Annotated in this window: 22 protein-coding genes; 21 read left to right on the forward strand and 1 reads right to left on the reverse strand. The window is 56.5% G+C overall.

Translation table 11 applies throughout. From position 1 onward, the window contains the following. Positions 1-38: 38 nt before the first annotated feature. From dnaK to AB1S56_RS10710, 9 genes are all read left to right on the forward strand, one after another. The gene (gene dnaK, locus AB1S56_RS10670; RefSeq protein ID WP_340867888.1) at positions 39-1,874 is read left to right on the forward strand and encodes a molecular chaperone DnaK; all 1,836 of its coding nucleotides are present in this window, start codon (positions 39-41) and stop codon (positions 1,872-1,874) included. 104 nt (positions 1,875-1,978) lie between these two features. Then, positions 1,979-3,106 carry a molecular chaperone DnaJ gene (dnaJ, locus tag AB1S56_RS10675; protein WP_340867887.1) on the forward strand — a complete coding sequence of 376 codons (1,128 nt, stop codon included), beginning with the start codon at positions 1,979-1,981 and terminating at the stop codon, positions 3,104-3,106. A 98-nt stretch (positions 3,107-3,204) separates the two neighbouring features. After that, positions 3,205-3,372, forward strand: a complete 168-nt coding sequence (locus AB1S56_RS10680; protein WP_340867886.1) for a YfhD family protein — start codon at positions 3,205-3,207, stop codon at positions 3,370-3,372. Further along, on the forward strand, positions 3,369-3,578 hold the full coding sequence (locus AB1S56_RS10685; protein WP_340867884.1) for a hypothetical protein: 210 nt from the start codon (positions 3,369-3,371) through the stop codon (positions 3,576-3,578). The genes AB1S56_RS10680 and AB1S56_RS10685 overlap by 4 nt, the downstream gene beginning before the upstream one ends. Before the next feature lie 118 nt (positions 3,579-3,696). Further along, a complete protein-coding gene (prmA, locus tag AB1S56_RS10690) occupies positions 3,697-4,677 on the forward strand; it encodes a 50S ribosomal protein L11 methyltransferase (RefSeq protein WP_340867882.1) in 981 nt (326 codons plus the stop codon). Positions 4,678-4,687: 10 nt separating this feature from the next. Then, positions 4,688-5,374 (forward strand): site-2 protease family protein, encoded by a 687-nt coding sequence (locus tag AB1S56_RS10695; RefSeq protein WP_340867880.1) that lies wholly within the window; start codon positions 4,688-4,690, stop codon positions 5,372-5,374. A 62-nt stretch (positions 5,375-5,436) separates the two neighbouring features. Next, on the forward strand, positions 5,437-6,216 hold the full coding sequence (locus AB1S56_RS10700) for an RsmE family RNA methyltransferase (RefSeq protein ID WP_340867879.1): 780 nt from the start codon (positions 5,437-5,439) through the stop codon (positions 6,214-6,216). Between the two features lie 5 nt (positions 6,217-6,221). Further along, entirely contained in the window at positions 6,222-7,622 is a 1,401-nt protein-coding gene (gene mtaB / locus AB1S56_RS10705) for a tRNA (N(6)-L-threonylcarbamoyladenosine(37)-C(2))-methylthiotransferase MtaB (protein ID WP_340867878.1), read from the forward strand. A 109-nt stretch (positions 7,623-7,731) separates the two neighbouring features. Beyond that, complete coding sequence (locus AB1S56_RS10710) at positions 7,732-8,166, forward strand: NUDIX domain-containing protein (RefSeq protein ID WP_340867877.1); 435 nt, start codon at positions 7,732-7,734, stop codon at positions 8,164-8,166. A 14-nt stretch (positions 8,167-8,180) separates the two neighbouring features. On the opposite strand, the gene AB1S56_RS10715 is transcribed toward AB1S56_RS10710, so the two are convergent. Then, positions 8,181-9,161, reverse strand: a complete 981-nt coding sequence (locus AB1S56_RS10715) for a Na/Pi symporter (protein WP_340867875.1) — start codon at positions 9,159-9,161, stop codon at positions 8,181-8,183. A 60-nt stretch (positions 9,162-9,221) separates the two neighbouring features. Between AB1S56_RS10715 and AB1S56_RS10720 the strand changes: the two genes are divergently transcribed. The 12 genes from AB1S56_RS10720 (at position 9,222) to AB1S56_RS10775 (ending at position 25,143) form a co-directional block, all read left to right on the forward strand. Further along, on the forward strand, positions 9,222-10,631 hold the full coding sequence (locus AB1S56_RS10720; RefSeq protein WP_340867874.1) for a class I SAM-dependent rRNA methyltransferase: 1,410 nt from the start codon (positions 9,222-9,224) through the stop codon (positions 10,629-10,631). A 39-nt stretch (positions 10,632-10,670) separates the two neighbouring features. After that, a complete protein-coding gene (addB, locus tag AB1S56_RS10725) occupies positions 10,671-14,171 on the forward strand; it encodes a helicase-exonuclease AddAB subunit AddB (RefSeq protein ID WP_340867873.1) in 3,501 nt (1,166 codons plus the stop codon). 4 nt (positions 14,172-14,175) lie between these two features. Further along, the gene (gene addA, locus AB1S56_RS10730) at positions 14,176-18,018 is read left to right on the forward strand and encodes a helicase-exonuclease AddAB subunit AddA (protein WP_340867871.1); all 3,843 of its coding nucleotides are present in this window, start codon (positions 14,176-14,178) and stop codon (positions 18,016-18,018) included. Positions 18,019-18,046: 28 nt separating this feature from the next. Then, positions 18,047-18,664 carry a hypothetical protein gene (locus AB1S56_RS10735; RefSeq protein ID WP_340867869.1) on the forward strand — a complete coding sequence of 206 codons (618 nt, stop codon included), beginning with the start codon at positions 18,047-18,049 and terminating at the stop codon, positions 18,662-18,664. Positions 18,665-18,738: 74 nt separating this feature from the next. Continuing rightward, on the forward strand, positions 18,739-19,047 hold the full coding sequence (locus AB1S56_RS10740; protein ID WP_340867868.1) for a hypothetical protein: 309 nt from the start codon (positions 18,739-18,741) through the stop codon (positions 19,045-19,047). Between the two features lie 116 nt (positions 19,048-19,163). Then, a complete protein-coding gene (locus AB1S56_RS10745; protein ID WP_340867867.1) occupies positions 19,164-19,517 on the forward strand; it encodes a histidine triad nucleotide-binding protein in 354 nt (117 codons plus the stop codon). 85 nt (positions 19,518-19,602) lie between these two features. Continuing rightward, a complete protein-coding gene (rpsU, locus tag AB1S56_RS10750) occupies positions 19,603-19,776 on the forward strand; it encodes a 30S ribosomal protein S21 (RefSeq protein ID WP_005547957.1) in 174 nt (57 codons plus the stop codon). A gap of 15 nt (positions 19,777-19,791) precedes the next feature. Further along, positions 19,792-20,235, forward strand: coding sequence for a GatB/YqeY domain-containing protein (locus tag AB1S56_RS10755; protein ID WP_340867866.1), 444 nt, complete (start codon positions 19,792-19,794; stop codon positions 20,233-20,235). Positions 20,236-20,692: 457 nt separating this feature from the next. Next, positions 20,693-22,084, forward strand: coding sequence for a group II intron reverse transcriptase/maturase (gene ltrA / locus AB1S56_RS10760; RefSeq protein ID WP_340867865.1), 1,392 nt, complete (start codon positions 20,693-20,695; stop codon positions 22,082-22,084). A 521-nt stretch (positions 22,085-22,605) separates the two neighbouring features. Continuing rightward, the gene (gene yqfC, locus AB1S56_RS10765) at positions 22,606-22,884 is read left to right on the forward strand and encodes a sporulation protein YqfC (protein WP_340867863.1); all 279 of its coding nucleotides are present in this window, start codon (positions 22,606-22,608) and stop codon (positions 22,882-22,884) included. 87 nt (positions 22,885-22,971) lie between these two features. Continuing rightward, positions 22,972-24,165, forward strand: a complete 1,194-nt coding sequence (yqfD, locus tag AB1S56_RS10770) for a sporulation protein YqfD (RefSeq protein WP_340867862.1) — start codon at positions 22,972-22,974, stop codon at positions 24,163-24,165. A 6-nt stretch (positions 24,166-24,171) separates the two neighbouring features. Further along, the gene (locus AB1S56_RS10775) at positions 24,172-25,143 is read left to right on the forward strand and encodes a PhoH family protein (protein ID WP_340868018.1); all 972 of its coding nucleotides are present in this window, start codon (positions 24,172-24,174) and stop codon (positions 25,141-25,143) included. Positions 25,144-25,154 lie beyond the last annotated feature (11 nt).

Raw genomic sequence — 25,154 nt, forward strand, 5'->3', positions numbered from 1 at the left:
GAGATATAGAATAACTAATTATTTGGGAGGACTCAGTCATGAGCAAAGTTATCGGTATTGACTTAGGAACAACTAACTCCTGCGTAGCCGTTATGGAAGGCGGCGAAGCCGTCGTCATTCCCAATCCGGAGGGCAATCGCACGACCCCATCCGTTGTCGGCTTCAAGAAGGACGGAGAGCGTATTGTCGGCGAAACGGCAAAGCGCCAGGCTATTACAAACCCTGATCGCACGATTATCTCCATCAAGCGCCATATGGGCACAAACCATAAGGAAAAAATTGACGACAAGGAATTTACGCCGCAGGAAATTTCGGCAATCATTCTGCAGAAGCTGAAGGCTGACGCTGAAGCTTACCTGGGCCAAACGGTTACACAGGCTGTTATTACAGTGCCAGCTTACTTCAATGACAGCCAGCGCCAAGCAACGAAGGACGCGGGCAAAATCGCGGGCCTTGAGGTTCTGCGTATCGTCAATGAGCCTACAGCTGCTGCGCTTGCTTACGGTATGGAGAAGGCTGAAGACCAGACGATCCTCGTCTATGACCTTGGCGGCGGCACATTCGACGTGTCGATCCTGGAGCTGGGCGACGGCTTCTTCGAGGTGAAGGCGACCAGCGGCGACAACCAGCTTGGCGGCGACGACTTCGACCAAGTCATCATCGATTATCTTGTAGCGGAGTTCAAGAAGGAGCAGGGCGTTGACCTCTCCAAGGACAAAGCGGCAGTGCAGCGCTTGAAAGACGCCGCTGAGAAAGCGAAAAAAGAGCTGTCCGGCGTTATGACCTCCACCATTTCCCTGCCGTTCATTACAATGGTAGACGGAGTGCCTCAGCATTTGGAGATGAATCTGTCCCGCGCGAAATTCGAGGAGCTGTCCGCAGGTCTCGTAGAGCGTACGCTTGGTCCAACTCGCCAGGCGCTCAGCGATGCTGGCATGACAGCTAATGATATTGACAAGATTGTATTGGTTGGCGGTTCGACGCGTATTCCTGCTGTGCAGGAAGCGGTGAAGAAGCTGACAGGCAAAGAGCCTCACAAAGGCGTTAATCCGGATGAGGTTGTCGCTCTGGGCGCAGCTGTTCAAGCGGGCGTGCTGACAGGCGACGTCAAGGACGTGGTTCTGCTTGACGTTACGCCATTGTCCCTGGGTATTGAGACAGCAGGCGGCGTATTCACGAAGATGATCGACCGCAACACGACGATTCCGACAAGCAAATCGCAGGTGTTCTCCACGTATGCGGACAATCAGCCGGGCGTTGAGATTCACGTCTTGCAGGGCGAGCGCTCCATGGCAGCCGGCAACAAGACGCTGGGACGCTTTACGCTTAGCGACATTCCTCCTGCGCCGCGCGGCGTACCGCAGATCGAAGTAACCTTCGATATCGATGCCAACGGCATTGTGAACGTATCCGCGCTGGACAAAGGCACAGGCAAAAGCCAAAAAATTACAATCACTTCCTCCGGCGGTCTGAGCGAGGCGGAAATCGAGCAAATGATGAAGGACGCGGAGCTGAACGCTGAAGAAGACCGGAAGCGCAAAGAGCTTGTTGAAGCTAAAAACGCGGCTGACCAGCTCGTCTACTCAACAGACAAAACGTTGAAGGACCTTGGCGACAAGGTGGACCCTTCCGAAATCGAGAAAGCAAACGCGGCCAAAGAAAAAGTAACTGCTGCCATCGCAACAGACGACGTGGAGCAAATTAACGCTGCCGTCGAGGCGCTGACAGAAATCGTGCAGCAGCTGTCTGTCAAGCTGTATGAGCAGGCTTCCCAAGCGCAGGGGGGCGAAGCTCCTGAGGGTGAGGCTGCCGAGGCTAGAGGCAAGGACAATGTAGTGGACGCCGACTACGAGGTCGTCGACGACAAGAAGTAAGCGGAAACGGCGAGAGGTCAAAGAGGGGCTTGCCCTGTCTTTGACCTCCTTTCATGCGTTGCGTGGAACAGGGGAAAACAAGTGATCAGCGGGGGTGAGATCGGTTGGCTAACAAACGCGATTATTATGAGGTGCTAGGCGTCGGCAAGGATGCCTCCGCGGAGGATATCAAGAAGTCGTACCGCAAGCTTGCACGTCAGTATCATCCGGACGTCAACAAAGAGGCGGACGCGGAAACGAAGTTCAAGGAAGTGAAGGAAGCCTACGATGTGCTCAGCGATGACGGGAAGCGCTCGACATACGACCGTTACGGGCATGTCGATCCCAATCAAGGCATGGGCGGAGCGGGCGGCCAGGATTTCGGCGGCTTCGGGGATATATTCGATATGTTCTTCGGTGGGGGCGGCTCTCGCCGCGATCCTAATGCACCGCAGCGAGGCAATGATCTGCAATATACGATGACCATTGATTTTAAGGAAGCCGTATTCGGCAAGGAAGCGGAAATTACGATTCCTCGTACGGAGTCCTGCGATACTTGCCATGGCAATGGGGCAAAGCCGGGCACCAAGCCAGAGGCCTGCTCCACGTGCAAAGGAACGGGTCAACAGGAGGTTGTGCAGAATACGCCGTTCGGACGTATGGTCAACCGCCGCGCGTGTACGAATTGCTCCGGCACTGGACGTATTATCCGCGAGAAATGCGTCACGTGCCATGGCGCGGGCAAAGTGAAGAAGCAGCGCCGCATCAAGGTCAACATTCCGGCGGGCGTGGACGACGGCGCTCAAATCCGGATGTCCGGCGAAGGAGAAGGCGGTCTGCGAGGCGGACCGGCGGGCGATTTATATATCGTGCTTCGCGTGAAGGCCCATGAGTTTTTTGACCGGGAAGGCGACGATATCTATTGCGAGGTTCCGCTTACCTTCGTGCAAGCGGCGCTTGGTGATGAGATCGAAATTCCGACTCTGAGTGAAAAGGTGAAGCTCAAGGTGCCGGCAGGCACACAGACGGGCACTTATTTCCGTCTGAAGGGCAAGGGCGTGCCGAAGCTTCGCGGCTATGGCACAGGCGATCAGCACGTTAAGGTGACGATCGTTACGCCAACAAGCCTGACCGACGAGCAGAAGGACCTGCTGCGCCAATTCGGCGGCTTGACAGGGGAAACCACAAGCGAGCAGGGCGAGAATCACGAATCCATCTTCGAACGGATGAAGAAGGCGTTCCGCGGCGATTAACGCGCGGAACGTCTTTTTTTTTGAATAATGCTGAAGAAGTTCGCGCATTCTACCCTAGAAGGAACAGGCATATGGCCTTGTCGAGGAGGTAGCATGGCATGGACAACGATATGAAGAAAATCAACTTCGGAGAGCTTCCGGTCGAGGAGGCTGAGTTCCATAACGGCAAAGCCGAGGATGTGGAGTTTGCGGAGGAGCTTGCCGACGACGCGGATCGCGCTGCGATGAAGCGGGCAGCCGAAGCGGATCGCCGCAACGAGACATGAGGCCGATCGAAATTCAGGCCTCGTTCAAGTCCGAGCGGGAAGCGCAGGAGGCGCTGCATAAGCTGCAGGCGCTTCGAGCGGCCGCTGTCAGCGGCTATGAGGAAGGCGGAGGCATATTGACCGCAACGGTGGATGAGTCAGTGGCGGAGAGGGCGCTGCACCTCATTCAGCAGGTCGGAGGCAGTGTGGATACGACGCTCAGTTAAGTGTGGCATCGGGATGGCGCAAGAGACGAAAGTCTTTTTTGCGCCATTTTTTTGTGCTTGGAAGCAAGTCTGTTGTACAATAGAGGATAGGCAATTTGGAACCTGGGAGGCAATATGAATGAAATGGCATGAAATTACGATAGCAACGACTGAAGAAGCAACGGAGATGATCTCCAACTTCCTCCATGAGATGGGCGCCGGCGGCGTCTCAATTGAAGAATCGGGCTCGCTGAACAAGCCGCGCGATACTTCTCTGGGGCAGTGGTATGAATTTCCGCTTAACGATATTCCGGAGGGTCAGGCGGTTATTAAGGGCTATTTTCCCGAAGGAACAGATACGGGTGAATTAATCGAAGCGCTGAAGCCGCGCGTTGACGAGTTGAAGGAATTCGATATTGATACGGGCGATGTGTCCTATTCCGCGAAGGAAGTGGACGATGAGGACTGGGCAACGGCCTGGAAGCAATATTTTAAGCCGCTGCGCGTGTCCGATACGCTGACGATTAAGCCAACCTGGGAAGCTTACGAGGCGAGCGAGGGCGAACGAATTATTGAGCTGGATCCCGGCATGGCGTTCGGCACGGGGACCCATCCCACCACAGCTCTCTGCCTGCAGACACTGGAGTCGGTGGTGCAGGGCGGGGAAGAGATGATTGACGTCGGCACAGGCTCCGGCATTCTGGCTATCGGCGCATGCCGTCTAGGCGCGAAGAGCGTCCTTGCGCTGGATTTGGATCCCATAGCGGTATCCAGCGCCACGGAGAACGTCCGTCTGAACGACTTGTCCCAGCAGGTGGAAGTGAAGCTAAGCGATTTGCTGGGCGTGTTGCGCGAGGAGCAGGCGGGAGAAGAGGATAGCAGTGCTCTGCGGGTGACGGTGCCGGTCGATCTGGTTGTCGCTAACATTCTGGCCGAGATTATTCTGCTGTTCATCGACGATGTATACGAGGCGCTGAAGCCTGGCGGCATCTACATTGCATCTGGTGTGTACAAGAACAAGGAGGACGATGTGGAGCGTGGTCTCCAGGCGTCCGGATTTGTTATTGTGGAGAAGCGCCGCGACGAAGACTGGATCGCTTTTGTCGCCAAAAAACCTTAAGGAGGCTTAAATGGAAAACTTCCTGTGGTATCCGCTGGAGCATCTGCCGTTTGTCGTTATCGTTATTATGATTGTCTTCACGGTGCATGAATTTGCCCACGCCTACAGCGCATATAAATTCGGGGATGACACGGCTTATCGAGAGGGCCGAGTGACGCTTAATCCCATGGTTCATCTCGACATCTTCGGTACGATTCTGCTGCTTATTGCGGGATTTGGCTGGGCGAAGCCCGTGCCGGTCAACGCGAGCCGGTTCAAGCATCGCCGGACGATGAGCGTCATCGTATCCGCAGTCGGCCCGCTCAGCAATTTGCTTATGGCCTTTATCGGCATGCTGCTGATTTATATTTTATATGGCACGGGTCTCATGCAGGCTGCTTCGACTGGCGTACAGTCCGCTCTGCAAGTGTTTTTCTTTTATTTCGTCACCATTAATCTTCTGTTGTTCGTATTCAATCTGATCCCGCTGCCGCCTCTGGACGGATACAGGATCGTCTCGGAATTTCTGCCGCTTCGGATTCGTTATAAGGTTGAACAAAATATTCAGTGGGGCATGTTCCTCTTTTTATTATTTGTGTTTATACCGCCGCTGCGGGCCGTTACGCTGGACCCCATACTGGGACTGCAGGTCCCGCTGTATACTGGAATTAATCGTATGCTCAGCTCCCTGTTCGGCTTCCAGATGGTCTGGAGCTAGAAATCATTCCAATAGATTTCACAAGGCCATACATGCTAAGATGAAGGATGGATTGTAAGGATATGCAGCGATACTTTGTGGCGCCGGAGCAAATCAAGGAAGGCGTTGTTACGATAACGGGCGAGGATGCCCATCATGCCGTTCGCGTCATGCGGATGAAGCCGGAAGACCGGTTGATCGCCTGCGACGGACAAGGCTGCACGGTGCTTGCCTCCGTTGTGGACGCCGCGCCGCAGGAGGTGCGTGCTGAAGTGCTGGAGAAGCTTGCCCCGGACAGTGAGCCAGCTTGGCGGATCACGATTGCGCAGAGCTTGCCCAAGGGCGACAAAATGGAGCTTGTGATACAGAAGGGGACGGAAATCGGCGCCGCCGCTTTTCTACCCTTTGAATCCCAGCGTATGGTCGTGCAATACGACGGCAAGAAGGAAGCGAAGCGTCTGGAGCGGTGGGGCAAAATCGCCAAGGAGGCGGCCGAGCAATCGCATCGGCATTGCATTCCTGCGATCCAGCCGTTCCTTACCTGGAAGGGCTTGCTGAAGGAAATCGGCCAATATGACCTTGCGTTGTTCTGCTATGAGGCCGAGGGCAAAGATGCGCATGGGATCGGTATCGCCGATGCCGTCCGGCAATGGAAGCGGGAGCAGGGCGATGGAGCCTCTGCGCCGCGCGTGCTGCTGATCGTTGGCTCCGAAGGGGGCTTTACCGAGCGGGAGGCGAAGGAAGCAAGCGAGGCCGGGGCGAGACTGATTGCCCTGGGCAGACGCATATTGAGAACGGAAACGGCAGGCTTAGTTGGGCTGGCCTGTCTATTATATGAATCCGGAGAAATGGGAGGAGCGTGACCATCATGCCATCAGTCGCGTTTTACACATTAGGCTGCAAAGTGAACTTCTACGATACGGAAGCGATCTGGCAGCTGTTCAAAAATGAAGGTTACGAGCAAGTCGATTTCGAAGCGTCGACGGCCGACGTCTATGTGATTAATACCTGCACGGTGACCAATACAGGCGACAAGAAGAGCCGCCAGATTATTCGTCGCGCCATTCGGCGCAATCCAGACGCCATCGTGGCGGTGACCGGCTGCTACGCTCAGACCTCGCCAGCGGAGATTATGGCAATCGAAGGCGTTGATCTTGTGATCGGGACACAGGACCGCGATAAAATCATGAGCTTCGTCAAGCAAATCCAGGACGATCGCCAGCCCGTCAACGCGGTTCGCAATATTATGAAGACGCGCAGCTTCGAGGAGCTCGACGTGCCGGATTTTGCAGAGCGGACGCGCGCCTTCCTGAAAATTCAAGAGGGCTGCAATAACTTCTGCACCTTCTGCATTATCCCGTGGTCGCGCGGACTGTCGCGCAGCCGCGATCCGCAAAGCGTGCTCCAGCAGGCCAGAGCGCTGGTAGACGCCGGGTACAAGGAAATTGTGTTGACCGGCATTCATACAGGCGGGTACGGCGACGATATGGAAAATTATAATTTGACCAGCCTGCTTTGGGATTTGGACAAAGTGGAGGGGCTTGAGCGCATTCGCATCAGCTCCATCGAAGCCAGCCAAATCGACGACGCGATGATTGAGGTGCTGAACAAATCCAGCAAAATGTGCCGCCATCTGCATATTCCGCTTCAAGCGGGCGAGAATGCTGTGCTGAAGCGCATGCGCCGCAAATATACGACAGAGGAGTTCGCCGCCAAGATCAAGCGTCTGCATGAAGCGATGCCAGGCGTGGCGATCACAACGGATGTCATTGTGGGCTTTCCCGGCGAGACGGACGAAATGTTCGAGAACGGATACCGCTATATGGAGGAGCTGGGCTTTGCCGAAATGCACGTTTTCCCGTATTCCAAGCGGACGGGTACGCCTGCCGCTCGCATGGAGGACCAGGTCGACGAGGAGATCAAAAACGAACGTGTGCATAAGCTGATCGACCTGTCGGAGAAGTTGCAGCTTCAATACGCGCAGCAATATGTGGGAGCTGTGCTGGACGTTATACCGGAGCGCGATTACAAGGGAGCCCCGGGACAAGGTCTTGTCATGGGTTATACCGACAACTATTTGCAGGTTGTGTTCGACGGAACGGAGGATATGATCGGCAAGCTGTGCCGCGTGAAAATAACGGAGGCGGGCGTCAATGAATGCCGGGGCCAGTTCCTTCGTGTGCTGGAGCCGCATATTCCCATTGCCCAAGCGGAATCAAAGCCGTCCAGGGCGTTCGCTTTGCCTTCGGCAGAGGCGGTACAAGCGTAAAATCGGGAAGCACAACGCAGGATTCCTGCATCATTTCGCCTATGAGCGGAAGATGAAGGAATCCTTTGCTGCATATACTAATGCGTAAATGTTGCAGGGGGGAAGGCGCATGTTGGAAATTTCGGCTGGCGGTGTTGTATACCGCCGCAACGAACAAGGTGAGCTGCAAATTCAGCTCATTCAGGACCGCTATGGCAAGGTTTCCCTGCCGAAGGGCAAGATGGAGGCGGGCGAGACGGTGGAGCAGACCGCGCTTCGCGAAATTGCGGAGGAAACCGGTCTAACCGGTGTCATTATTGCGCCTATCGACCAGATCAAATATCAATATGAGCATCATGAATACGGCACCGTGAACAAAGAGGTGCATTATTATCTTGTAGAGGCCGTTGGCGGGAAGCATCAGGCGCAGGTGGAGGAAATTCGCGGCGTCGACTGGTTCGAGCCGCTGGAGGCCTGGCGCAAGCAGAAGCAGTCCGGCTACGACAATAATCATCGCATCGTAGCCGGTGCGCTGCAGCTGCTGGGTATTGCTGTTCAGCCGTAAGGCGTTCATTCTCCCTATCTGAGCTCTATGGAATCCAAGCGACGGAACACGCTCATATAACAGAAGGGCAGCGCGAGCAGGGAGCAAGCGATATTAAATATCGTCTGGGCGTGAGCGATTTGCGAGGCGGGTGAATGGGACAGCCAGCCCGCGAACGCTGTCAGCTCGCCGGTAAGCGGCAGGAAAAGAAGAGCCCCAAGCAGGTTGAGGAGCGTATGGGCATAAGCAACGAATTGACCGGCCCGCGAGCCTCCGATGGACGCCAGAAGGGCCGTTACACAGGTGCCTACGTTAGAGCCGAGCACAAGAGCGACGCCGAGCTCCGGAGACATCGCTCCGATGCTGACGAACCCCATGACGAGGCCAATCACTGCGGCGCTGCTATGAATGGCAGCGGTCAATATGGCTCCAGCCGCAAGTCCCCACCATATACCGGCGGCCGCTTTCTGGAGGAACCAGTCGAACATGGGGCTTTGCTGCACAGCCGGCCCGATCGACTGCATCATCGTCAGGCCATACAGCAGTAGTCCGAAGCCGCATAACGCCACGGATACAAAGCGCACATACTCCAGCCATCTGGGAGCGCCCAGACGGGGAATGAGCCCAGCCTCGCCGAGCAAGGCGGTCAGAAGCCAGATCGCGGTAGATATACACAGCAGCGGTACAGCAAGGTCATGGATATGCAGAGCGATAAGCTCGGTTGTCACCGTCGTGCCGATATTTGTACCCAGAATGATGCCCAGCGTGCGCGGGAAAGTAAGCAGCCCCGCATTAACGAGACCTATCGAAATAATCGTTACCGCCGTGCTGCTCTGCAGGACAGCGGTCGTTGCTGTGCCCACGGCTAGTCCGTGCAGCGGCGTTCGTGTGGAGCGTTGCAGCGCTCCTGACAGATAAGGGCCGGCCAAGCGGTGCAGCGCCAGCTCCATCAGCTTCATGCCGCACATAAACACGGCGAAGCCAAGCAGCATGGGGACCAGAATCGTATGTATCATTTGTAATATCTCCTTTATTATCTATCCATGACTTATAGGTATGCCTAGGTCCAAACCGTCATGACAAGCCCGTACATAGAGAGGAAGTATGTCAAGTTGAGCGAGCAAGCCAAAATCGTGCTGAACAAGGCGCGCAAAAAAAGAACGGAGCAGGGGCACCCCTGGATATTCGGGAGTGAAATCGACAGGCTGGAGGGACAAGCCGAGCCAGGCGGTCTGGTGGAGGTTGTGAATCATCAGGGCAAATATTTGGCTACGGGCTACTGGAATCCGAAATCGCAGATTACGGTGCGCATTGTTTCCTACGAGCCTATCCCCGTAATGGGTCAGTCATTCCTGGCGGAGAGGCTGAAGCGCTGCAAGGAGCACAGGGAACGCTTTGTCGCGGATCGGGACTGCCGCCTCGTATACGGAGAAGCAGACTTTCTGCCGGGGCTGATCGTAGACCGTTTCGGCGACGTGCTGGTGGTGCAAATTCTGACCTTAGGCATGGAGGTTGTGAAGGCGGCGCTGATTGACGCGCTTGTGGAGGTGTTCCAGCCAGCCGGCATCTATGAGAGAAGCGACGTCAGCGTCCGCGGCTTGGAAGGGCTGGAGGAGCGGAAGGGTGTGTTGTACGGGCAATGCGAGCCGATCGTCATTATCGAGGAGAATGGCTTGAAGCTGGAAGTGGATATCGTGGATGGTCAAAAAACAGGCTATTTCTTCGATCAGCGCGAGAACCGGGCTTCCATTGCGCCGTTAATGCAGGGCTGGGGGGCGCGAAGCGGCATACGGCTGTCCGCTCATCCGGAGCATGAGGAGGCCGGTCTTGTACCCGTCAACGCCAATGGCAAGGCCGTCACCTTCCCCTACTGGGATGGCGCAACGGTGCTGGAATGCTTCGCCCACACAGGCAGCTTTACGCTGCACGCTTGTCAATACGGCGCCAAGAAGGTTACCTGTCTCGATGTGTCTCAGCATGCCATTGACACTGCGAAGCGGAATGTAGAGCGCAATGGCTTCTCCGAGCGCGTGGAGTTCGTCGTTGCGGACGCGTTCCAATACTTGCGGGAGCAAGTGAAAGGGCTGGAGGAGCGTAAGAGCAGAGCGGCTGGCGGCGGGGATACGTCGAAGAAGCTGGCTTCGGCGGGCCGGACCTGGGATGTGGTTATTCTGGATCCTCCCGCGTTCGCCAAGACAAGAAATGCGGTGCAGGGGGCGTGTCGAGGCTACAAGGATATTAATCTGCAGGGCCTTAAACTGGTCAACGAGGGCGGATACCTGGTGACAGCGAGCTGCTCCTATCATATGCGGCCCGACTTGTTTCTGGAGACCATCCAAGAGGCGGCGAACGATGCCGGCAAGCTGCTTCGCCTAGTGGAGTGGCGCGCAGCCGGCAAGGATCATCCGCAGCTGCTTGGCGTCAATGAGGGCCATTATTTGAAATTTGCGATATTCGAGGTTCGCAGCAAAACTCAAACTCATTAAATTCACGCGATGTTCAAGCTCGGGAGAGGAGAGCGAACAATGCCGCTTCGATTTATTATTGGACGGGCAGGCTCAGGCAAGACGAGCTATTGCCAGATGGAGATACGAGAGGAAATGCGGAGAGACCCGGGCGGTCCTCCGCTCATTATGCTTGTGCCGGAGCAGGCGACCTTCCAGACCGAATATTCGCTCCTGAAGGGCGGCGGTCCAAGGGGCTCGCTTCGGGCTCAGGCGTTAAGCTTCCGGCGACTGGCGTTCCGGGTTATGCAGGAGTCGGGAGGCACGGCGCTCGTGCCGATCGGCGACACGGGCAAGTCGATGCTGCTGTACAAAATCGTGCATAAGCTTGCCTCCGAGCTGGAGCTGTTCCGAGGCAGCGGGGAGCAAGCGGGCTTTATCGAGCGATTGTCGGAGCTGCTGACGGAGTGGAAGCGGTACGGCGTCCAGTCGGACGGCATTCGCCAGTTCGCCGGTGCGTCGGAGGGGAGCAAGAGCGGGCTGTTGAAGCGTAAGCTGCATGATCTGGGCCGCATATACGAAGCGATGGAAGGCGAGCTGGAAGGCAAATATGTGGACGCCGAGGATTACTTGGAGCGCCTGAAGACTGGCTATGGAGCCGCGTCGGCCATGAAAGAGGCTCGTTATTGGGTGGACGGCTTCCATGGCTTCACGCCGACGGAAATGGAGGCGCTCGGCACACTGCTTGCCTCCGGCGCGCATGTAAGCGTGACGCTGACGCTGGATCGGCCGTACCGGTCAGACGAGAGACCGCATGAGCTGGAGCTGTTCCATCCTACGGCGGAGACTTGTGTGAAGCTGGCGGAGCTGGCAGAGAAGCTTGGCGCTGATGTGCTGGAGCCCGTCGATCTGAACAAGCGGCCTGCTCCCAAGTTTGCGCAGAGTCCTGTTCTGGCGCATCTGGAGCAGCATTACGGCCAGCGCGTCCCGTTCCTGATCCCTGGAGGCGGGAGTGATGCCGCCTACAATGGCGCCATTCGCCTGGCTTCTGCCCCGAACCGGAGAGCGGAGGTCGAGGCTGTAGCGCGAGACATGCTCGTGAAGGCGCGCGACGGCGTCAGGTGGCGCGATTTCGCGATTCTTGTAAGAAATGCCGAGGATTACGCCGATTATATATCCGTTATATTCAACGATTATGAGATACCGTATTTCATTGACCAGAAGTCGAAGGCGACCCATCATCCGCTGGTTGAATTTATCCGCTCCGCGCTGGAGTCGGTGCTTCACGGCTGGCGTTACGACGCCGTGTTCCGCTGCATCAAGACAGAGATGCTGAATCCGGCTGATGGCAGCCTGCCTCGCGAGTGGTTCGACCGATTGGAAAACTATGCGCTTGCCGCAGGGATTGATGGCTGGAAGTGGCTGGATGAGCGAAGCTGGAGGCCGCTTGGCAAGCCCTCGCTGGAGGACGACGAGGAGCTGGAGGCATCCATCACGGCCAGCGCGCGCCGCGAGTTCGAAATGGTCATGGCGGCCCGCGACACCGTGGTCCCTCCACTGAAGTCGTTCGGCGACGCCCTGCGCAGGCCAGGCAACGTAAGAGGAATGTGCGAGGCGCTGTATCGTCTGCTGGAGCAGGCGGAGGCGGCGGATCGTCTGGACCTCTGGAGCGCTGAGGATATGGCAAACGGCGATCCGCGGCGCAGCCGGTCGCACCGTCAGCTGTGGGATAATGTGATGGCCATGTTGGATCAGCTCGTGGAGCTGGCCGGCGATCAGGAGCTGACGCCCGAGCTGTTCGCCGGTATGGTGGAGGCGGGCTTGGACAGTCTGAATCTGGCCTCTGTGCCGCCTTCGATAGACGAGGTGCTAATCGGCAGCATGGAGAGGACGAGGTCGGGACGCATTCGCGTCTGCTACGTGCTTGGAGCTAATGATGGCGTTATGCCCATGAGGGTGAAGGAGGACGGCATTCTGACGGAGGCCGAGCGTGACGAGTTGGGCGCGAATGGCTTCGAGCTGGCGCCCAGCGTGAGCAGGAGGCTGCTTGACGAGCGGTTCATGATCTACAACGCGCTGACGACGCCCAGCGAATCGCTCTGGATTAGCTGGTCCGCGGCGGATGAGGAAGGCAAGACGCTGCTGCCATCGGAGATTATTCGGGGCATTCGGGCGTTGTTTCCGGGAATTGCCGTACAGGACGCATCTGCGGAGCCAGCGCCTGGTATGTCGCCCGACACGCAGCGGACCTTCGTGCAGCATCCAGAGCGTACGGTGTCGCATCTGATTAAGGCGCTGCGCGATTGGCGGCAGGAAGGCGAAATGGCTCCGTTCTGGTGGGACTTATACAACTGGTACGCCGTTCGACCGGAATGGCAGGGACAGCTTCAGCGTCTTGTCCGATCCTTGACCTATCACAATCAAGAGGAGGCGCTGCCCCGGACGCTCGCGAGAGAGCTGTACGGCGACCGGCTATCCGTCAGCGTATCCCGAATGGAGCGCTTCGTCGCTTGTCCGTTCCAGCATTTTGCCGTACACGGCCTTAAGCTTCGCGAGCGCAAGCTCTACCGTCTGGAGGCGCCGGATGTCGGCCAGCTGTTCCATGCCGCGCTTAGCAAGCTTGCGGGCAAGCTGGAGAGCCGCTGGGGCAAGCTGACGCGCCAGGAGATTAGGCAAGAAGCGTCTCATACGGTAGATGAAATTGCGCCGAAGCTGCAATCGCAGATCCTGCTGAGCAGCGGAAGATTTCAATATATTGCGCGGAAGCTGAAGGAGATTGTCGCGCAGGCAGCCATCATATTAGGCGAGCATGCCAGACGCGCGAAATTCCAGCCAGTCGCAACGGAGGTGGACTTTGGCCCTGGCGGAGCCATTCCGGCGCTGGTTCTGCCGCTGGATGGCGGTGCCGAGCTGGAAATTGTAGGCCGAATTGACCGTGTCGACGCTGCGGAGACGGAGCAGGGCCTGCTTCTGCGCGTGCTGGATTACAAATCCAGCTCCACCTCGCTGAAGCTGGAGGAGGTCGTGCATGGCTTGTCGCTGCAGATGCTCACTTATCTCGATGTGCTCATAACGCACTCAGAGCAGTGGCTGGGCAAGCCTGCGCAGCCGGCAGGCGTGCTGTACTTTCATGTCCACAATCCGCTGCTGCAGCTTGCGAATCGTATCGAGCCCCACGAGGTGACATCGAAGCTGCTGAAGCGATACAAGACCAAAGGGCTGCTGACGGCCGATTCTGAGGTGGCCAGACTGATGGACGGCGAGCTGGATACGGGCTACTCCGATATTTTGCCCGTTGCGCTCAAGAAGGACGCGAGCTTCTACAGCAGCTCCTCTGTTGTGACGGAGGAGCAGTGGAGCTCGCTGCGTCGTTCCGTCAGAGATATGATCGGCCGAATTGGGAACAGCATTCTGGAAGGCGAGGTATCGATTGAGCCTTATCGGCTGGGTCCCAAGTCGCCCTGCCAATTCTGCGATTACAAGCCAGTATGCCAATTCGACGCGCTGTTCGAGGGGAACGTCTACCGGAAGCTGGGGAAACCATCCAGGGAAGAGGTTTGGCGGCAGCTAGAGGGGGAGTGAGAATATGTTGAATCCATTCGTGCCGAAGCCGGCAAACAGCACATGGACAGACGATCAATGGGAAGCGATTGTAACGGAAGGGGAGAATGTGCTGGTAGCGGCCGCGGCAGGGTCCGGCAAGACAGCCGTGCTGGTAGAGCGAATTATTCGCAAAATATCCTCCCGCACCGATGTGGATCGTCTGCTTGTTGCAACGTTCACCAAGGCCGCGGCGGCGGAGATGAAGGATCGCATCCGGCTCGCTCTGGAGAAGGAGTTGGAGCGCCAGCCGGATTCGGAGCATCTGCGGAAGCAGCTTGCTCTGATGGGCAAAGCATCCATTACGACACTGCATTCGTTCTGCCTGGATGTCATCAGGCGTTATTATCCGCTGATTGGTCTCGATCCGGGCTTCCGAATCGCCAATGAAACGGAGAGCGAGCTAATCAGGCTGGATACATTGGATGCTTTGTTCGAGGAGAAGTATGGCGGACAAGGCGAGGCGGACGGAGCGTTCCTGCAGCTGGCGGACCGCTATGGCGGCGAACGCGGCGACGAGCCGCTCTATCAGCTTGTGCTGAGCCTGTATGACTTCGCGCAAAGCCATCCCTGGCCGGAGCAATGGCTGCGGGAGACAGCCGCAGCCTATGAGGAGGCGACCGTGGAGCACCTGGAGGGTAGCGAGTGGATATCGACGCTCCGCGCTGACATGACGCTCGATCTGGAAGGCGCTGCGGATCAGCTCCGTCAAGCGCTGGAGCTGGCTCGCCAGCCAGCGGGGCCTTCCCCGTACGCGGAAGCCTTCAGCGACGATCTTGCGCTGGTGGAGGGTTTGCTGGACCATGTGCGATCCACTTCGTGGCGTCATTGGGCCGAGCCGTTCCGCCAGGCGGCGTTCGGTAAGCTGAAGGCGCTGCGCGGCGAGGATTACGACAAAGGGCTTCAGGAGCAAGCCAAGGAGCTCCGCGAAGGCGCGAAGAAGCTGGTGTCCGGACTCGCCGACGAATTGTTCGGCCGTGACGCGGAGCAGTTCGCGGAGGAGCTCGCCGAGCTTGCGCCGCTGATGCGCACGCTGGCTGAGCTGGTTATCGCCTTCGGGGAACGATTCGAGTCGGCGAAACGGACCAAAGGGCTTCTGGATTTCGGCGATTTGGAGCATTATTGCCTCCGCATATTGCGAGACCCCGCGTCTACCCCTGGCGAGATGCTGCCTTCCATAGCGGCATTGGACTATCAGGCTTTGTTCGACGAGATCCTGTTGGACGAATACCAGGATACCAATATGGTGCAGGAGGCGATTGTGTCGCTGATCCAGCGCCCCGGCGGTGGCAATCGCTTTATGGTTGGCGACGTGAAGCAAAGCATCTACCGCTTCCGCCTTGCGGAGCCCAATCTGTTCCTGGCCAAATATAAGGTCTACCGCAGCAGAGAGGAAGCAGCCGATGCTGCAGAAGAGGGCGCTCCAGGCAAACGAATCGATCTTGCGCGCAATTTCCGCAGCCGCCAGGAGGTCGTCGACGGGGTGAACGACGTGTTCCGCGGCATCATGCGGGAGAAGGTTGCGGAGATGGACTACGACAGACGGGCGGAGCTGGTATGCGGCGCTTCCTATCCGGAGCCGCTCGTTCCTGGCGGCTGCACGGTGCGGTTTGCGGTGCTGGATCGCGGAACCGGCAAGGAGGATGAGGAGGACGGTGTTCCTGAGGATTCCGAATTGGGGTCTGAGGATACGGCGGAAGGAGCATCAGGAGCTGAGGAGCTCTCAGAGCTGAAGGTCGCACAGCTTGAAGCCCGATGGATCGGGGCACAGCTGAGAGGGCTGGTCGACGGAGGCTGCCAGGTGTTTGACGGTAAAATAAAAGCATACCGCCCTATGCAGTGGCGAGACGTCGTTATTCTGCTTCGGGCGACTCAGGCCTGGTCCCCGGTTATCATCGAGGAGCTGCAGCTGATGGGCATACCGGCTTACGCCGAGCTTAGCAGCGGTTACTTCGAAGCGACTGAGGTCGAGACGATCTTGTCCATGCTGCGCGTGATCGACAATCCGTTTCAGGACATACCGCTGGCTGCCGCGCTTCGCTCCCCGTTATTCGGGCTTGATGCGGAGGAGCTGGCGCTTATTCGGCTTGCGGCGCCTCAATCGTCGTATTATGAGGCAGTGCTGCAGGCTGCCGGCTCCGAGCGGCTGGGAGATGAGTCCAGGCTGAAGCTGGCCGGCTTCCTGGAGAAACTGGACCGGTGGCGGAACGAAGCGCGTCAGGGCTCGCTGACGGAGCTTCTATGGCGCATTTATCGCGAGACGGGCTATTACGACTTTGTCGGCGGCTTGCCTGGCGGCGCGCAGCGCCAGGCGAACCTGCGCGCGCTGCACGACCGGGCGAGGCAATATGAGGCGACATCGTTCCGTGGTCTGTTCCGGTTCCTGCGGTTCATCGAACGGATGAGGGACAGCGGCGGGGATCTTGGGACCGCGGGAGCCCTTGGAGAGGGCGAGGATGTTGTCCGCATCATGTCGATTCACAAGAGCAAGGGGCTTGAGTTTCCCGTTGTGTTTGTCGCCGGTCTAGGCAAGCGGTTCAATGAGCAGGATACAAGAAGCGCGTTCCTGAAGCACAAATCGTTGGGCTTCGGTCCTCGTTATGTGGATCCTGAGCTTCGCGTCAGCTGTCCGTCGCTGCCGTTTCTGGCGATACGCCGGAAGCTGCGCATGGAGATGCTGGCGGAGGAGATGCGCATCTTGTATGTGGCGCTCACCAGACCCAAGGAGATGATGTTCCTTGTCGGTACTGCAGCTGACGCCCGCAAGGCGCTGGAGCGATGGTCCCGCGCGGGAGACGGAGGCCGAGGCTTATCCGACTATAAGGTCGCATCCGCACGCGCCTTTATCGACTGGTTAGGCCCCCTTGCGTCGGACAGGCTGGCCCGAGGGGAGGGCTCCATGGCATGGGAGGCCGGGATCGAGCCCGCAGAGCTGTTCGTGCGCGAGGCGGCGGCATCTGCCGAAGAAGCGCTCGATGAGAGTGCCGAGCATGCGCGCGAGCGTCTCCAGGCGATTACGTCGCTGGCATTGCTTGAGGATGCGGGCCAGGACCTTGAGCTACGGGAGCGGCTGGAGTGGCGCTACCCGCATTGGGCTGCCCTAGGCATGCCCGCCAAAACGTCCGTCACTGAGATGAAGCGGCTTCACGCGGAAGTGCCTGAGGATGCCGTTCAATGGGAAGCCTCCGGCGGCGCATGGAGCTCGGAGGAAGCATCTCATATCTCATATGACAGCTTCCATGGCGAAGGAACGGAGCCAGCGTTCACGCTTCGGCTTCGCCGGCCGGCCTTTATGGGGGAGAAGTCGCTTACGGCAGCCGAGAGAGGCTCCGTCCATCATCTCCTCATGCAGCATATTCCGCTTGACGGCCCCATCTCGGAGGATGGGATACGCCATACGCTGCAAGGCATGGTCGATAAGCAGCTGCTGACGGACAGCCAAGCGAAGGCAATCGACCCCGCTTCTGTACTCGCTTTCTATGACAGCGAGCTCGGCAGGCGGCTTCTGAAGGCCGATTGGGTCAAACGGGAGGTGCCGTTCAGCTGCATGTTTCCCGCGGGCAGAGTGTATGCTCGACGGGACGAGGGGCTTGCGGAAGAGCCTATTCTTATTCAAGGGGTTATCGACTGCCTGTTCCAGGACGAGCAGGGTTTGACGCTGCTTGATTACAAGACGGACCGAATATGGAACGGCAATTGGGAAGAAGCGGCGGAGCGCCATCGCTTCCAGCTGGAGCTGTACGGCGAAGCGATCGCCACAACGCTGGGCCGCCGCGTGGACGAGCTTATCTTATATTTTTTTGACGGCGCTGTATTCATTAGGCTGTAAGCGCCGCGATAATGGAGGAAGGATCATCTTGGAACAGGACAACCAAAGGAAAAAACGGACTATCCTGCAAGCTGCCGTATTGTTGTTGCTTGTGATGAGCCTGATGGGCAATGTGCTGCTGTACACGAAGCATATCGAGCATACACGCGGCAAGGCTGTGGACACGGGGCAATCGATCTTCGACAGCTTCAAGGACGGCCAAAGCGAGTTGGAGTATTGGAGCGGCATCGCTGGGCAAATTGGGGAGCTTGCGTCTTCCGACGGTACTGCAGCCCGGCTGTCTGCGGGACATCTGGGCGATGCCCTGCTTCAAAGCAGGCATAGCGGCATGGCCGCGATCATGCAGCATGCAGCGGCCATTGGCGGCGAAGCGTTCAGCGATGCGCCTGCCGAATACGTCGCTGCTATAGAAGGGTGGCGCGGCAGCTTGCTCGCCATCGAGGAGGGCGAAGGCCCGCTTCGCCCGGAGGAGCTGTCAGACATCACGGCATTGCTCGATGTATTTATCGCCCTGAAGGAGCCGCTGGACAGCTTCCCTTACGTCATTGAAGAGAGCCGCAACGCGCTGTACCGCCTGTCGGGGGGCCACGAATGGCTGGAGCTTGCCCAACGCATTCAAGCCCTGCTGCAAGAGACCACGCCTTAACGATAAAAGATGAGGCGGCAAAGTAGCCAACTGCCCATACCTGCATATGATGAGGTGACAGGAGGCTGATCAAGATGGAAATGATGGGTCAACAAACCATGGATCTTTCAGAGAAGAAGGGTCATTGCGAGAAGCATATGCACCGTTATGTCATGGTGCAGACCAGCGACGGTATGCTTCAGGATGGCTTCATTGAGCATGTGGATGACAATATGGTGTACTTAGCGGTGCCCTATTGCGCCGGTGAAATCGATGATCGCGCGTTTTTTCCCGGCGGTTTCGGCTATGGCGGATATCCGTATTTCCCGCGCCGCAGATTTTACCGCAGAGGCTTCCCGCTGGCTGGGCTTCTGGCTTTGTCCTTATTGCCTTTTTATTTCTAATTGCCGAACGCCGAGCTGGGGGAGCGCTTCCCTGGCTCGGCGTTCTTCTATTGGACGAGCGGTCCCATTTTCGCTATGATAGAGGTTAGGACAAGGGTGAGGGGGGAGAAGTGAAAATGGACTGCATTTTTTGCAAAATCGTTGAGGGCTCCATCCCGTCCCAAAAGGTGTTCGAGAACGATTCCGTTCTGGCCTTTCGGGACATTCAGCCGGCAGCGCCCGTACATATATTAATCATTCCGAAGAAGCATATTCCGACGATGAACGATGTCGCGGACGAGGATGCCGAGTTGGTCGCAGAGCTGTTCGCAGCGGCGCGGCAGATCGCCAAGGAGCAAGGAATCGCGGAGTCGGGATACCGGTTGATCAACAACGTGAACAGCGATGGCGGACAGGTTGTATACCATCTTCATATCCATTTGCTTGGCGGAGAGAAGCTGGGCGGATTGCTGCCAAAGAGCGGAAGTTGACACTGGGATTCTCTTTACTCTATAATGAAATTTGATAAACCGTGTTATAGCTCTGGACGGTCTGTTTCGGAGGGAGGGAAAACTGGTGTCTGAAACGAAAGTTCGCAAAAACGAAACTATTGATGCTGCGCTTCGCCGCTTTAAACGTTCCATCGCTAAAGACGGTGTCCTCGCTGAGGTGAAAAAACGCAAGCATTATGAGAAGCCAAGCGTAAAGCGCAAGAAGAAGTCCGAGGCTGCGCGTAAGAGAAAGTTTTAGGAGGAGCCTTGCATAATGAACCTGAGCGAACGATTGACCGACGATATGAAGCAAGCCATGAAGAGTCAGGACAAGTTCAAGCTGACCACCATTCGTATGATGCGTGCGTCCGTTAAGAATATGGAGATTGAGCTTAAACGTCCCCTGGAAGATAATGAAGTGCTTAATATTCTTAGTCGCGAGATCAAAATACGTAAAGATTCCCTCCAAGAATTTCAAAAAGCCGGCCGCGATGACCTGGTAACAGGTCTTGCAGCAGAAATTGAAATTATTAGTCAATACCTTCCCGAGCAGCTGACTGAAGAAGAGATTCAAGAGATAGTAAGGCAGACCATCCATGAACTCGGTGCTTCTTCCAAAGCCGATATGGGGAAAGTGATGAGCGCTCTAATGCCCAAAACAAAGGGGCGCGCAGACGGTAAACTAGTAAATCAAGCGGTTCAGCAATTTCTGCAATAGCATACGATCCGGACACAAAACACCCCTGAACAGGGGTGTTTTTTTGTTGGGTACGCCCAGCATGGGCGTTATCTTTAGGGTGAAAGTCCCGAACGGGGGCTGGCGAGCGCCTACCGTAGCCAAGGGCAAGGGTGTCCACCGCGAGGCGGAATCTGAAGGAAGCCGGAGGCAAATGCACGGGCCAAGGTACACGAACCTAATTTGAGGCAGTGACAGCCGGATGAGTCTCCACACCAAGACGAAATCCAAAGCCGCCAAGGGCTGGCGCTGTAGACTTAGGTGGTCACGGGCAGAAAGATGACGTTCTTATCTGGGGAGGCCTGCGGAAAATGCGAAGTTACTTCGTAACCGCGGCTGAGAAGCCGCGCTGAATCCGCAGGAGTCAGCAGAGGCCATAGTACGGGAGTACGGGACGCCGGAAACTGGAAGGGCTGAACCGAAAGGAGAGAGGAAACCGATGCGTTCGCATGAAGAGCAAAGACAGCAGAAAATCTCGCAAGAGAGCTCGCGGCAAAGAGAAACGGTGAAGCCGTCAGGGTATGCCGGAGCGCCGAGTTCTTCGTCGGCACAAGTCGCCCCTTCCTCTCGCGAAGCGAATAACGACTTGTTAGAACGAATGCTCAGAGGAGATAACCTCAGGCTCGCCTACAAGCGAGTGGTACAGAACGGAGGAGCGCCCGGCGTGGACAGCGTAACGGTAGCGAATCTACAAGCTTACCTGAAAACACACTGGGAGACGGTGAAGACCGAGCTCCTTGCGGGAACCTACAGACCCATGCCCGTCAAACGGGTGGAAATCCCCAAACCCGGAGGCGGCGTGAGGCTGCTTGGCATCCCGACCGTGATGGACCGCTTTCTTCAACAAGCCCTTCTGCAAGTGATGAACCCGATCTTCGACGCGGACTTCTCAAGGCATAGCTATGGCTTTCGCCCTGGGAAGCGAGCGCATGACGCGGTAAAGCAAGCTCAACATTACATCCAAGAAGGGTTCCGCTGGGTCGTAGACATGGACTTAGCGAAGTTCTTTGACCGAGTAAACCACGACATGCTCATGGCAAGGGTGGCAAGGAAAGTGACGGACAAATATGTGTTAAAGCTCATTCGTGCCTACCTAAATGCAGGAGTTATGGCAAATGGCGTGCTCGAGAAAACGGGAGAGGGTACGCCGCAGGGCGGACCATTGAGTCCGCTCTTAGCGAACATTCTGTTGGACGACTTGGACAAAGAGCTAACCGAACGAGGATTGCGATTCGCCCGCTATGCGGACGACTGCAATATATTCGTTGCGAGTAAACGTGCGGGAGAACGCGTCATGGATTCGGTAACACGCTTCGTAGAAGGGAAGCTGAAACTGAAAGTGAATCGAGAGAAAAGCGCGGTAGATCGCCCTTGGAACCGTAAGTTCCTCGGATTCAGTTTCCTGAGGGATAAGAAAGCGACGATTCGATTAGCCCCACAAACCATCTCACGATTCAAAGAGAAGGTGCGAGAGCTGACGAACCGAACGCGATCGATGTCTATGGAAAACCGGATTATGCAACTAAACCGCTATCTCATCGGCTGGATTGGCTATTTCCGGCTAGCCTCAGCAAAAGGTCACTGCGAGAAATTCGACCAGTGGATTCGGCGCAGGTTACGCATGTGTCTCTGGAAGCAATGGAAACGGGTACGTACTCGTATCCGAGAACTCCGAGGACTCGGGGTCCCAGAATGGGCATGTTTCGTCATGGCTAACTCCAGACGCGGAGCGTGGGAAATGTCTCGAAACACAAACAACGCCCTTCCAACTTCCTATTGGGAAGCAAAAGGGCTGAAAAGTTTGCTTTCTCGTTATTTGGAGCTTTGTTAACCTATTGGAACCGCCGTATGCGGACCCGCATGTACGGTGGTGTGAGAGGACGGAGGCTAGGCGCCTCCTCCTACTCGATCAACTGTCAAGGCGGCGCAGCAGCGAGTCCCTAGTGCCGCATTTGAACGAAATATCGTTCAAAGGGGCGCAGCAGCAGGTCCCGAGTACTGAATTTGAACGAAAAATCGTTCAAATCGGCGCAGTTAGCACACGCCTCGCTTGTACTGCTGCTTCCTTCACTTGATTCAGAGGAAATCGCCTGCCCATAACCCCAAGCAGCTTGCTGGGCTCGTACAGCTCTTCCAGGCCAGGGCAAGCTTGTTTATTTCAACGCCCCGACATCCCCGGAGGTGAAGCCGGCGCGCCGCAGCCATGCGGAGCGCCGGCTATTGGTGTTTTTGAGCCTGCGTCACATAAAGTGCTGGCGCTTAGCATATTTTGGTATAGCACACTTCAAACCATGCTCCAATTAAACGAATTGCTTGAACTACCTTCATCGCCAAGGAGGTCAAAGCCCGTCTATGCGCCACCTGAAACGCAAATTCCGCAAGCTTACGGCAGAGCTTCTTGATATGCCGCAGGATGTTGTGTATGACTTGCCTCGGCTCACCATGATTGGAGACCGTCAGCTATATATCGAAAATCATCGGGGCGTCGTTCAGTTCTCCAGCGAGCGTCTTCGTCTCGCGCTTAGCAAGGGACAGCTGGAGGTGACCGGAAGCTCGCTTGTCATACGGACGATATGGACCGAAGAGGTATTCATAGAAGGCGTGATCACCAATATTCAGCTGCTGAGCTGAAGCCTTGTCAGGGAGCCGCACGCCGCTTCCTGATTCATTGCACCCAAGGCTTGTTGAGCTGTTAACAAACGTTAGGAGGAGAAGCTGTTGAAGGGACAAGGGGCATTATGGTTCCAGGGAGTCGTTGTTGTGCAAGCGCGGGGCGGTGCGCCGGAGCGGTTCGTGAACCGGGCTTTGGAAGGAGGGATCGCTTTGTCCGGCATTCGTTGGACAAGCCAGGGACTTCTTCAATTCGAGGTGTCGGTGAGTGATTTTTTTCGGCTTCGTCCTTTTTTGAAGGAGACAGGCTGCCGTATTCATGTCAAGCAGCGCAAAGGCTTGCCGTTCTGGCTGGTCAAAGCGGAGAAGCGCGTCTGGTTTACGGGCGGAATCGCATTGTTCTTCGCCATCATATTTATGCTGTCTTCCCTGGTCTGGTCGGTAGAGGTGGAGGGCAACGCAAAGCTGTCTGACGAGCAAATCTTGCGGGCTGCCAAGGCCGAGGGCTTATACCCCCTTCAATGGTCGTTCCGCCTGCAGAGCCCGGATACGCTGTCCAAGCGGCTGGTAAGCTCGCTACCGGGAACAACCTGGATCGGCGTGGAGAAAAAAGGCACCAAGGTTACCATACAGGTGGTGGAGATGACGCTGCCGGACGTGCCAGAGCTGCAGAGTCCAAGACACCTGGTTGCCTCTGCGGACGGTGTGGTTACACAAATTATCGCGGAGGCTGGAAAGCCCGTTGTGAAAAAAAATACACGCGTTAAAAAAGGACAAACGTTAATTTCCGGTCTGATTGGCAATGAAACGAATGCTCGCGCGGTTGTCGCCAAGGGCTCGGTGAGAGGGCTTGTATGGTACGAGTTTCTTGTGGAGACGCCTCTTACGCAGAGGGTTAAGGTATATACCGGCGAAAAAAAGAGCAAATGGTACGCCGTGATCGGCTCGCGCGCCCTTCAGGTCAGCGGCTATGGCTCGGACGGCTACGAGTCTTCCGAAACGATCGACCGTCTTGAAAGATTTTCTTGGAGGGGGCTGGAGCTGCCGCTCGGCCGCATGAAGGAGACGGTGCTGGAGACGACGCTACAGGAGAGAACGCTGTCGCAGGACGAAGCGAAAGCGGTCGGATTGATGCAGGCCAAAGCGGATGTGATCGAAAAAGCGGGTCTCGACGCTGTCGTCAGAAGCGAATTTGTTTTGCATGAAAAGGCTGAGAATGGTAAAGTTTATATGAAAGTTCTTTTTGAGGTGGAGCAATCGTTAATTCAAGAAGTGCCCATAGTCCAGATGCAGGGAGACTGAGTATTGTTGCCAATCGAAACGAAAACAATTAAAGTTCCGCTAGAAAGCGCCGAAGAAGGATTGGCGGTATTCGGACCGCGGGATCGATTTTTGAGATTAGTAGAACAGGAAGTGGAGTCGTCTATATCCTCTCGCGAAGCGGAAATTGTCATCTCCGGACCGGTCAAGGAAGCAGAGTCGCTGGAGCAGCTATACCAGGTATTGCTCCAGCTCGTCAGAGGCGGGTACACTCCCTCCGAGCGGGACGTCGCTTATGCGCTTGAGCTGGCGCGCACGATGCAGGCGGACGAGCTTCTGGATCTGTTCAAGAAGGAGATTGCAACAACCTACCGCGGCAAGAAGATAATGGTCAAAACCATTGGCCAGCGTCATTATGTGAAGACGATTCGCCGCAAGGATATCGTATTTGGCATTGGGCCCGCAGGCACGGGCAAAACGTATTTGGCGGTTGTGCTGGCCGTGGCCGCGCTGAAGGAAGGCTCCGTGAAACGAATCGTATTGACGAGGCCAGCAGTCGAAGCCGGAGAAAATCTAGGTTTTCTGCCCGGCGATCTGCAGGAGAAGGTGGACCCGTATCTGCGTCCGCTGTACGATGCGCTGCACGACGTCCTTGGGCCGGATCAGACGGTGAAGGCGATGGAGCGCGGTCTGATCGAGATCGCCCCTCTGGCGTATATGCGGGGACGCACGCTGGACGATTCCTTTATCATATTGGATGAAGCGCAGAACACAACGCCGGAGCAGATGAAGATGTTCTTGACACGTCTTGGCTTCGGCTCCAAGATGGTAGTGACGGGTGACGTTACCCAGATCGATTTGCCAAGGGGCAAAACCTCCGGTCTCATCGAAGCGCAGCGCATACTCAAAAATATCGAGGAAATTGGCTTAATTTATTTCACCGAAGGAGACGTCGTTCGCCACTCCCTGGTTCAAAAAATCATTATGGCTTATGATTGGGATGCCGAGAATAAAGCCTAGAGAGGAACGAG

Origin of the sequence: Paenibacillus sp. PL2-23 (assembly GCF_040834005.1) — a bacterium.
Lineage (GTDB): Bacteria > Bacillota > Bacilli > Paenibacillales > Paenibacillaceae > Pristimantibacillus.